Source organism: Candidatus Acetatifactor stercoripullorum, from assembly GCF_944382095.1.
Lineage (GTDB): Bacteria > Bacillota > Clostridia > Lachnospirales > Lachnospiraceae > Acetatifactor > Acetatifactor stercoripullorum.
Genome location: NZ_CALWMU010000022.1, coordinates 1 through 10902, shown reverse-complemented (window position 1 = coordinate 10902; position 10902 = coordinate 1). Strand labels below are relative to the sequence as shown.

The 10902-nt window shown below is 49.7% G+C and carries 7 protein-coding genes; 6 read left to right on the top strand and 1 reads right to left on the bottom strand.

Annotated features, from left to right (window positions below):
- Window positions 1-236: 236 nt before the first annotated feature.
- The 6 genes from SHK35_RS08070 (at window position 237) to guaA (ending at window position 10702) form a co-directional block, all read left to right on the top strand.
- Window positions 237-863 (top strand): HD-GYP domain-containing protein, encoded by a 627-nt coding sequence (locus SHK35_RS08070; RefSeq protein WP_318709379.1) that lies wholly within the window; start codon window positions 237-239, stop codon window positions 861-863.
- 150 nt (window positions 864-1013) lie between these two features.
- A complete protein-coding gene (locus SHK35_RS08065) occupies window positions 1014-2270 on the top strand; it encodes a methyl-accepting chemotaxis protein (protein WP_318709378.1) in 1257 nt (418 codons plus the stop codon).
- Window positions 2271-2452: 182 nt separating this feature from the next.
- On the top strand, window positions 2453-5080 hold the full coding sequence (locus SHK35_RS08060; protein WP_318709377.1) for a CheR family methyltransferase: 2628 nt from the start codon (window positions 2453-2455) through the stop codon (window positions 5078-5080).
- The gene (locus SHK35_RS08055; protein WP_318709375.1) at window positions 5077-8025 is read left to right on the top strand and encodes a chemotaxis protein CheB; all 2949 of its coding nucleotides are present in this window, start codon (window positions 5077-5079) and stop codon (window positions 8023-8025) included. The genes SHK35_RS08060 and SHK35_RS08055 overlap by 4 nt, the downstream gene beginning before the upstream one ends.
- 126 nt (window positions 8026-8151) lie before the next feature.
- A complete protein-coding gene (locus tag SHK35_RS08050) occupies window positions 8152-8967 on the top strand; it encodes a polysaccharide deacetylase family protein (RefSeq protein WP_318709374.1) in 816 nt (271 codons plus the stop codon).
- Between the two features lie 193 nt (window positions 8968-9160).
- Window positions 9161-10702 (top strand): glutamine-hydrolyzing GMP synthase, encoded by a 1542-nt coding sequence (gene guaA / locus SHK35_RS08045; protein WP_318709373.1) that lies wholly within the window; start codon window positions 9161-9163, stop codon window positions 10700-10702.
- A gap of 4 nt (window positions 10703-10706) precedes the next feature.
- On the opposite strand, the gene SHK35_RS08040 is transcribed toward guaA, so the two are convergent.
- Window positions 10707-10902: hypothetical protein (locus tag SHK35_RS08040; protein ID WP_318709372.1), on the bottom strand; the 196-nt coding region annotated here is incomplete at its 5' end.

Here is a 10902-nt window from a genome sequence, read left to right as displayed (position 1 = left end):
GTACACGGGAGGACGGGAGACTGTCCTCCTATTTTTATGTAAGTTGCGTTTTATGGTTAAAAAAACAGTCAACTCAAAATACCATCCTAAAATATCTAAAAATGCAATCGAAAGTTGCTGAATAGTTGATAGTATGCAACCTTATGCCCTGTTAAAATACAATTATCATAAAAGCTGCCGAAAAAGCAGCAAAATCCTATGCCATGAGGCGCTGTCTTGGAAAAGAGGTGAGACAGGTGAAGCGCAGAAAAAGGAAAGCGGATGAGAATACCATTGATACGGTCAGTAACGTGGTGGAATTCTGTATTCCGGAACCGGACCATCATGCGGACAGGATTCGGAAATTTACCGAATGTCTGGGAAAGGGGATTATGCAGATGTGTCCGGAATATGGTCTGACTGCTCCAGCGCTGGAAGCTATTGTGCATGCTTCTGCCATACACGATATCGGTAAGCTTGCTGTGCCTGAGGAAATCTTACAAAAGCCGGGGAAGCTTTCGGGGCAGGAGTGGGAGATCATAAAGCTGCACACAATACAGGGCGATGAGATGATACGCAACCTGATGTACCTGGATGACGAGGGGATTCATGATGTCTGCTGCGATATTGCAAGGCATCATCACGAAAGGTATGACGGTGGAGGCTACCCGGATGGTCTTAAGGGAGAAGAGATTAGTATAGGAGCACAGACGGTAGCCCTGGCGGACGTCTATGACGCACTGCTGTCGAAGCGCACTTACAAGGGGGCTGTTGAGCCGGAGCAGGCTTTTATGATGATTATGGCGGGAGAATGCGGGGTTTTTTCTCCAAAACTTTTAAGGGTGTTTGAAAAGGTAAGGAAAGAGATGGAGGAGCTGATTTGAGGATATGCAGCAAATTATGAGGCAAATGCAACCAAAAGTTGCGAGAAGTTGATAGAATGCAACTGTTTTAATTAATAGAATATAAATTAAAACAGCAAAATGCTTCAACAACAACCATTTGCATATCTTCGAGAAAGATGCGGAGGTGTCATGATGAAAGAAAGGAAGAGCTTTAAAAGGAATTTAAAGGTCATATTTGGCACAATTACGCTGCTCCTGATCCTGTCACAGACATTATCCATTATTGAAATTATGGGATTGGGCTCAGTGACAGGGAATATTATCAGTCAGCTTGTGATTTTGGTCATTAATGTGACTGCAGTGTGGGCTGGCTATACCGTCCTGTCAAAGAAGCTGCTGGCTCCTTTGATTGAGATGGATGGTGCGGCGATGGAGCTGGCGGCGGGAAATCTGAACATCGATATCAACCATGAATCGAAGGATGAGGTGGGATATCTGGCGGACAGCTTCCGGGGCCTGATTGCAGGGGAGAATTTGATCATAAATGATATGACCCACATTATACGGCAGTTTAATGAAGGCAACTTTGACCAGAGAACCTCCTGTGAGGCGGAATATAAGGGCAGCTTTGCCATTATTCTTGATGAACTGAGAGCGCTGGCGATTTCCTTCAGCACCACGATGGCAGGAATTGATGAGGCGGCGGAGCAGGTGTCTGTGGGCTCGGATGATTTGTCGGGCTGTTCCCAGGATCTGGCCAGGGGCGCTGCCGATCAGGCAGCAGCAGTGGAGCAGCTGCTGGCGAGCGTAATCACGATTACGGAAAGCGTAAGCGAAAATACTGCAGCTGTCAACCAGGCCAATGATAATGTGAAGGTAATCAACGAGCAGGCGGAGGCCAGCTGCCGGAAGATGGATGAGCTGACGGACGCAATGGGCAGCATCAAGGATGCGTCCAGTGAAATCGAGGAAATCATAGGGAATATTGAGGACATTGCCTCCCAGACCAACCTGCTGTCCTTAAACGCCGCCATTGAGGCGGCCAGAGCGGGAGAAGCGGGGAAGGGCTTTGCAGTGGTGGCCGACCAGATCAGAAAGCTGGCGGAAAACAGTGCGGCGTCCGCAGTGATGACCAGAAAGCTTCTCACCAGATCCATAGAAGATATCCAGAGGGGAAACGATATCGCACAGGAGACGGCGCAGGCTATGCAGCTGGTGCTGCAGGAGCTTGGCGAGCTGCTGGTAGCTGCAGAACAGATCAAGGCAGGCTCCTCCAGCCAGGAAAAGACCATGAAGGAGATCGAAGAGGGAGTAGAGCAGATTACCAGCGTGATTCAAAACAATTCCGCTGCTGCTCAGGAGAATTCGGCAACCAGCCAGCAGCTGGCCGCTCAGGCAATGCTTTTGAAGGGGATGGTGCAGCAGTTCAAGCTGCGCCAGGCTTAAGGCTCCAGGGAAAATTAAATGTAAGGAAACCGGTTTTAAGGGCCGGTTTCCTTTTTTTACAATCTTTTCATCATTTTCTGAATAAATTATTTCTATTTTTAACTATAGGATGTATAATAGTATTGCGAATTTAGAAATGCACCTGCAGTTTCTGCGTGCGGTTATTTTTACGGAGAAATATTATGGGGAATGGATTCACAGGAGAAGCCGGCAAAAAAGCGAGGAGAAACAGCATTACATTAGGAGAGAATATCCGGCGCAAAAGGACAGAACAGAATATTTCACAGGAGGAGCTGGCTGAACGGCTGGATATCAGCAGACAATCCATCTCCAAGTGGGAGACTGGCCTGTCGGAGCCTTCCACCAAAAATCTTACGCAGCTTTCGATGATTTTTCAGTGTGAGCTTTCGGAGCTTATGACTGATACTGCACAGACAAAGGAAACCCAGGATTTCTCGGTGATCGGCGTGGCCGTGACCCGTTTTGACCTGGGAAAGCTGAAATACTTTTTTCAGGAAATGCCGTTGGATATCATAGATTGCTGCGGAGCCAGCATTGTGCTTACCTGCGGACAAAATCAAGAGGAAAGAAGGATGCTGGAAGAGACGGTGGAGGTATACACTGGACACCGCTGTAAAACGGTACTGGCGGGGGAAAGTCTGGACTCCGGCGAAATTTATCTGGCGGACAGGAAAAATTACGGTGGGAGCTTTGACCATTTTTTTGAAGCGCTGGCGCGAAGGTACGGGGAAAACGCAGTGGCGGTTCTCTTTTCTGATTTTGAAAAAAGCGGCAGGGATGGAGCCGGACAGGTGAAAAAAGCAGGGGGTCTCTGCGTTTTGTGCGAGCCCGAGAAAAAGCAGAAGGGGGCAAGATATTGGGACGCCTCGGACAGCAGCCTTTTTGATTATGTGCTGGAGCCGGTGAACATGGGCTATTGGATTGCCAATCATGTGAGAAAAAAATATTTTGAAGGGACGGAAAAATACCAGGGCTTTCTATCGGAGAGATTTTACCACAGGGTGCAGGAATGTCTGAAGAAGGTGGGGCTGCACTCCTACGCGGACTTTAAGGAGGAATTTTTTATCAGATCCGTTCTGGAGCGTTTTGAGGAGAACGGGGTGGCCTCCCCGGATTATTATGGACGGATTCTGGAGAGCTCTGTGGAGGAGCAGAAAAAGCTGGCAGGCTGCATTGAGAGAAATGTATGGGGAGATAAGAAAAATTGGAGCGATCTTTTAGAGATTTCAGATATTATAGAGGAGATAAAACCGGAATTTAACGGTATCCGCATATGGGTTGCAGGCAGCGGCAGCGGGCTGGACGCCTATGTGGTGGCTATGATGCTGTCTGACTATATGGAGGAACACAGGTGGTATGACAAGGTAAAGATTTTTGCCACAGACGTGGAGGAGGATATGGTGTCCGCAGCCATCAAAGGATTTTTCGAACCAGATGACATAATGGAGCTGCCGGACAAATGGAAGCGCAAATATTTTCAAAAGAGGGATTCTGGTTTTCAGGTCAGCCAGGTGATCCGAAATATGATTATTTTTTCCGTGCATGATATTTTGACGAATCCCCCTTTTTCCAGGCTGGATTTGCTGATCTGCAGAGATGTGATGAAAAAATTCCGAATCCGCAGCAGAAAGACCATGATCGCCCGTTTTGCCTATGCGCTGAATCAAAACGGCTATCTGGTGCTGGGGAGGGGAGAGGATATTGACGAGCTGTGCAGCTGGTTTGCCTGTGAGGAAAAATATAAGGGGAGAATATGGAAAAAACAGAAGGATGCCCCTATTTCCCTGAATGTACGGACATCTGTAAAGGAATCACTGTCTGTGGGGAAGGTAGTGGAGGAGCTGCTTACGGCCAGCATGCCGGCCTGCATTATTGTGGACGAAAGACATGAGATTTTGTATACCGGACAGGAAGCCGGAAAGTATCTCCAGTTCAAGGCCGGGGAATTCTCCAAAAATCTTTTTGACAATGTGGACAGAAAGACACGGGTTTTGATCGATATGGCGTTAAAATATCTGGAGCCTTCCGGGGAACGCCGGGAGATTATGGTGGTGAAGGAAGGAGAAGAGGGCGCCGGAAACATCAATATTCATGTGCTGGGCAGAGTGATCAGAGAGCGCTGCTATTATCTGATCTGGTTTGAGGCCCAGGAGGATAAAGAAAAGAAAAACAATGAGTATGAGCTTTTCAGCCGTAAGGAGGAAAAGCTGGAGCGGGAGCTGGATATTTCCCAGGAGAACCTTTATCAGGCATTAAAGGAGCTGGATGATACCAGGGATAAGTACGAGCTGATCAATGAAAAGCTGCAGAGCACCAACGAGGAGCTGACGCTGATGAACGATGAGCTGCAGATGGCGAATCAGGAGCTTGCGGCCTCCAATAGAAAGCTTACCCGTGTGAATCTGGAATACCAGAGAAAGATCAATGAAATGCCGGATTTTTCCGGGGAAGGACTAGACTTTTTTGAGCTGATGGGACTGCAGACGGTTTTTCTGGATCGTGATTTTTGCATTAAGAAGATGTCCGAGGGCATACCGGAGATTACCAATATCAGGGAATATGACATGGACCAGAATATAGCGGCTGTCAATCTGATGGAGGGCTACCTTGGGTGGCGGGATGATGTAAAAGCTGCCAGAGAAGGGCAGAAGGTGATGCGGGTTGTGGACGGAAAGGGAGGCAGTCGGTTTATTGTACAGATTCTGCCCTATGGTTTTGAGGACAAAAAGCCATTTGGATACGTGATACTGATTCAGACTGTAGAGAAAAAAAGGAGAGCAGAGGAATGAAGGAAGAAAGCAGAGAAGAAAGCAGGGAAAATAATAGTTTTTGTGTCGTAGGAATCGGAGCCAGCGCCGGGGGGCTGGAGGCGCTGCAGGATTTTTTCAAGGAGCTGCCCGAAAATTCAGGAGCGGCCTATGTAGTGATACAGCATCTCTCTCCTGATTATAAGAGCATTATGGATGAGCTTTTGCGCAAGTGCACCAGTATGCCGGTAATGGTTGTGGAGGACGGGATGGAGGTTTTGCCGGATCATGTGTACTTGATTCCTCCCAAAAAGGAAATGACCATCCGTGGCAACAGTCTGATGCTCACCGACCAGGGGCGGGTAAACCATGTGAATCTGGCGATTGATATCTTTTTTAAATCCCTTGCGGAGGACTGCGGAAAATATGCCATCGGGGTAGTGCTTTCGGGAGCGGGCAGCGACGGCACCCAGGGAAGCAGGTATATAAAGGAATACGGCGGCATGGTAATGGTGCAGGAGCCCAGCAGCGCCACCTTCAACAGTATGCCGGTGAACGCCATTCAGACGGGGCATGCGGATTATGTGCTGGAGCCGGCGGCCATGGGAGCGGCTATTGTGTCTTATATGGAGAATCTCTTTCATCCCGAGCTGAATAAGAAGGAGGTTCAGGAGGATAATGAGCTGTTCCGAAACATTCTGGTTTCCCTGAAGGAAAAGTATGGAATTGATTTTTCTGATTACAAGGAGCAGACCATCAGAAGAAGGCTTGAGCGCAGGGTAAGCATCAAGCAATTCCGTTCCTTAAGCGATTACTATAATTTTTTCAAAAATTCCAGAGAGGAAAGAGAGTGCCTGCTAAAGGAATTTCTCATTGGCGTCACCGGCTTTTTCCGGGACAAGGACGCCTTTGAATATTTGAGAACCCATGTATTTCCGGATATTGAGCCCCCAAAGGGAGGCTACCGGATCTGGTCTGTGGCCTGCTCCACAGGGGAGGAGGCGTACACACTGGCTATACTCCTTACGGATTATATGGAGAAAAACCACATTGACAGAGATTTTAAAATCTTTGCCACAGATATTGACAGGGACGCCTTGAATGTGGCCAGCGCTGCCGTATACGCGGACAGTGTGGCTTCTGCCGTGCCGGCGGAATATCTGCAGAAATATTTTACCAAAATCGAGGGAGGCTATAAGGTAAATTCGCAGATCAGGAAGAGGATTATTTTCTCCGTGCACGATGTCTTGGTGGATCCGCCCTTTTCCAAGCTGGATCTTTTGGTGTGCCGGAATTTGTTTATCTACTTAAAGCCCACGGTGCAGCAGGGGCTTTTGCAGCGGTTTTATTATTCCTTAAACCCCAACGGATACCTGTTTATGGGAAACAGCGAATCCATTGGGGAAATGAGCGACGTGTTTCTCTCCCAAAGCCGGAAATATAAAATTTACCAGAAAAAGGAGGTGCCCGGGAGCAGTGCTCTGATGGGCATGCGGTTAAGCAGGGATTACGGGAATTTCTTTGTGCATAACTACCGCATCCGGGAGAAGAACGATGAACGGGGCCTGGGAATCGAGAAAATTGTGGAGCAGGCCTTTTCCATGGTCATGCCTCTCTTTGTCATCGTAAATGAAGGGGACAATATTGTGTATACAGGCAAGGATATCAGCCGGGTGCTGCAGATCGGCCAGGGCGTGTTTACCCAGAACATTTTTGCCAACCTGCCTCATGGGCTGGGTATTTTCGTAAACGGCATACTGCGCAAGCTAAAGAGCGGTGAGCAGGAGGCGTCGGCGGTGTGCGCCGCAGGCTTCCCCAAATTCCCCAATCAGAATGTGATCATATCCGGCTACCGGCTGGAGACGGCCAAGGCGGTTTTCTATCTGTTAACCTTTGAGATCAAGGATTTGTCCGACCTGGAGTCCGGCGTGGACGATGAGGAACGGCTTTTGTCGGGAGAGCGGATCACGGACCTGGAGGAGGAGCTTCGAATCACCAGGGAAAATCTGCAGGCTACCATTGAGGAGCTGGAGACGGCCAACGAGGAGCTGCAGAGCACCAACGAGGAGCTGGTGGCGGCTAACGAGGAGCTGCAGAGCACCAATGAGGAGCTGCAGTCCGTGAATGAAGAGCTGTACACGGTCAATTCCGAATACCAGTCCAAGCTGGATGAGATGACCCATGTGAATATGGACATGGATAATCTGTTGAATAATGTGGAGGTAGGCGCCCTGTATCTGGACGATCAGTTCAGAATCCGCAAGATAACCCCAATGATTCCCCGAATTACCCATATTATGGACGTGGATGTGGGACGTCCCATCTCCCATCTGTCCCTGATGGACACCTATCCCAACTGGAAGGAGGACATTCAGGAGGTATTCCGTACCAGAAAGCCTCTGGACAGGGAGATTTCCGAACCGGGCGGGAGGTTCTGGCTGGTGCGCATCCGGCCCTACCGGACGGACTACAATGCGGTGGAGGGCATCATTATGACCTTTGTGGAGGCCACGGAGCTGCGCATGATGAAGAATTCCACCTTTGCAAATGCAGGACTTTTGTACTGGCAGAGAGAAAATTCCCAGGTTCTGCAGTGGAGATACCGGACGGATATTCATCTGTGCACCATCTACAAGACGGGAGGCTTTGATGTGGAGAAGGAATTCACAGTGTCTCCGGAGGAATTTTACGAATCCCTGCAGGAGGATGACAGAACCCATATCATAAGCGCCTTAAAAGAGCTGCGGGAGACGGATAAAAAGAGCTGTGAGCTTACCTGCCGTCTGAAGCACACCAGTGAATACGGGCTGAAGGGGTGGATTTATCTGCAGGTTTATAAGCTGGAGCAGAAGGAGGGCGGCGGCACGAACGCGCTTCAGGGGACGGTTACCAGCTTAGAGCCGGCTGTGCCTCAGGAGGCGGCAGCTCAGGAGACTGTTGCTTCTCAAGCGCCGGCTGTCTCCAAGGAGACAAAAAGTGCTGACTGATAAAATAAAGGCGCCTGTTCCCCGGCCCATGGGAACTGCTCTATGGGCTGGGGAGCTCAAAGGGCAGGTATGAAGGGCAGAAGCCAATCATATATTGTTTTAAACTAAGAATAGATGGTTGCAATTATGAAAAAATTTCTACCCACCTTGCTTTTTTTGTGCGCCATGTTCTTTTTGGGAAGAACCATTGCAGCGGCAGTATATGACACAAAGGAGACTTCCGGAAACGCTTTAAGCTCGGAAAACTGGGGACTCGGATTCGGGAAGGAAGGAGAAAAGCCCACAGGCAACGCAGCTGCCGCAGAGCTTGCAAAATACGATACCTATTATATCGGCCAGGGCGAAGAGAAGGTGATTTACCTGACCTTTGACTGCGGATTTGAAAACGGCAATACAGAGCCTATCCTGGACGCCTTGAAAAAGCATCAGGCTCCAGCCACCTTTTTTGTGGTAGGCCATTATCTGGAATCGGCACCGGAGCTGGTAAAGCGGATGGTGGAGGAGGGGCACACCGTAGGCAATCATACATATCACCATCCCGATATGTCCTCTTTGTCGGACCGGGCGTCCTTTGAAAAGGAGATAGGGGATGTGGAGGCTTTGTTTCAGGAGATTACGGGACAGGAGCTTTCCATGTATTACAGACCGCCCCAGGGAAAATATAATCTTTCCAATCTGCAGATGGCAAAGGAGCTGGGCTATACCACCTTTTTCTGGAGTCTGGCCTATGTGGATTGGTATCAGGATGACCAGCCCACCCACGAGGAAGCCTTTTCCAAGCTGCTTACACGGATTCACCCGGGGGCAATCGTGCTTCTGCACAATACCTCCAAGACAAACGGGGAAATTATAGATGAGCTCTTGACAAAATGGGAGGAGATGGGCTATACCTTCCGTCCTCTTTCTGATTTTGTAAAGGAGGAAGCCGGGGGGAGCGCCTGATAATGAGCAAAGGCAGCTGCATAGCAGCGAAAAAGCGCCTTGGCGCGGCTTTGCGAATGGCGCGGGCTGAACAGTTACGATATTTCGGACGAAAAGCCATAAGGCTTTGACAAGCAGCAGCATTGTCTTTATAATAGGGAGCAGAAGATACAACCAGACACCTGCCGGGGACGGCAGATGAAAGAGGTGCTAGATGGAGAAAGAAATGATCATAGTTCTCGACTTTGGTGGGCAGTACAACCAGCTGATTGCCAGGAGAGTGAGAGAATGCAATGTTTACTGCGAGGTACATCCCTATAATCTTCCCCTGGGGAAGCTGAAGGAAATGAATCCCAAGGGGATTATTTTCACCGGCGGGCCAAACAGCGTCTACGGTGAGGATTCCCCGCTGTGCGATCGGGCGGTGTTTGAGATTGGGATTCCCATTCTGGGAATCTGTTACGGTTCCCAGCTTATGGCGCACATGCTGGGGGGGAAGGTGGCAACGGCCCCTGTGAGCGAATACGGCAAGACCGAGGTGACTGTGGACCCCCATAAGGCTTTGTTCCAGGGAGTTTCAGAAACTACGATCTGCTGGATGAGCCATACGGATTATATTGAGAGGGCGCCGGAGGACTTCTGCGTGACCGCAAAAACCCCTGTCTGCCCTGTGGCGGCTATGGAAAATGAGGAAAGAAAGCTCTATGCGGTGCAGTTTCATCCTGAGGTAATGCACACCCAGGAGGGAATGAAAATGCTGCACAATTTTGTGATCAACATATGCGGGTGCAGCGGTCAGTGGAAGATGGATTCCTTTGTGGAAACCAGCATCCGGGAGCTGAGAGAGAAGGTAGGAGACGGCAAGGTGCTGTGCGCGCTGTCAGGCGGAGTGGACTCCTCTGTGGCGGCGGTGCTTTTGGCAAAGGCGGTGGGAAAACAGCTCACCTGCGTGTTTGTGGATCATGGCCTATTGCGCAAAAACGAGGGCGACGAGGTGGAAGCTGTATTCGGCCCCGAAGGCCCTTACGATTTGAATTTTATCCGGGTAAACGCCCAGGAGCGTTTTTATGAAAGACTGGCGGGAGTAACGGAGCCGGAGGAGAAACGCAAGATCATAGGCGAGGAATTTATCCGGGTGTTTGAAGAGGAAGCAAAGAAAATTGGTTCTGTGGATTATCTGGTGCAGGGAACCATTTACCCCGATGTGATCGAAAGCGGTCTTGGAAAATCCGCAGTGATCAAGTCCCACCACAATGTGGGAGGGCTTCCTGACTGCGTGGATTTTAAGGAGATCATTGAGCCTTTGCGGCTTTTGTTCAAGGATGAGGTGCGGAAGGCGGGACTTGAGCTAGGCATTCCGGAGTACCTTGTCTACAGGCAGCCCTTCCCGGGGCCGGGACTGGGCATCCGTATCATCGGCGAGGTGACGGCTGAGAAGGTCAAGATGGTACAGGAGGCCGACGCCATCTACCGGGAGGAAATTGCAAAGGCCGGTGTGGATAAGGGGCTCGGACAGTACTTTGCAGCGCTCACCAATATGAGAAGCGTGGGCTGCATGGGCGACGAGAGAACCTATGATTATGCGGTTGCCTTACGTGCGGTGACTACCTCGGATTTCATGACTGCTGAGGCGGCGCAGCTGCCATGGGAGGTGCTTGGGAAGGTGACGAACCGGATCGTGAATGAGGTGAAGGGGGTCAACCGGGTGGTGTATGACTGCACCAGCAAGCCGCCTGGGACGATTGAGTTTGAGTAACGGACTAAAATGCCGAAAGCCTGTATATATGCGGGTTTCCGGCATTTGTTTTACAAAATGGCTCTACTTTGGCTCTATTTGTGAATGGATTAATGGAAAGTTTTTTATGGTTTGAAATAGAAATTCTTGAGTTTCCGCAAACTGCAGTGAAAAGATAGATATGTCCTCCTAAAGTGCCAATCTGCCGATTTTTGAGAGAT

Coding starts and splice junctions, on each gene's coding strand:
- SHK35_RS08065 (WP_318709378.1), top strand. CDS start 1,014: ATGATGAAAGAAAGGAAGAGCTTTAAAAGGAATTTAAAGGTCATATTT.
- SHK35_RS08060 (WP_318709377.1), top strand. CDS start 2,453: ATGGGGAATGGATTCACAGGAGAAGCCGGCAAAAAAGCGAGGAGAAAC.
- SHK35_RS08055 (WP_318709375.1), top strand. CDS start 5,077: ATGAAGGAAGAAAGCAGAGAAGAAAGCAGGGAAAATAATAGTTTTTGT.
- SHK35_RS08050 (WP_318709374.1), top strand. CDS start 8,152: ATGAAAAAATTTCTACCCACCTTGCTTTTTTTGTGCGCCATGTTCTTT.
- guaA (WP_318709373.1), top strand. CDS start 9,161: ATGGAGAAAGAAATGATCATAGTTCTCGACTTTGGTGGGCAGTACAAC.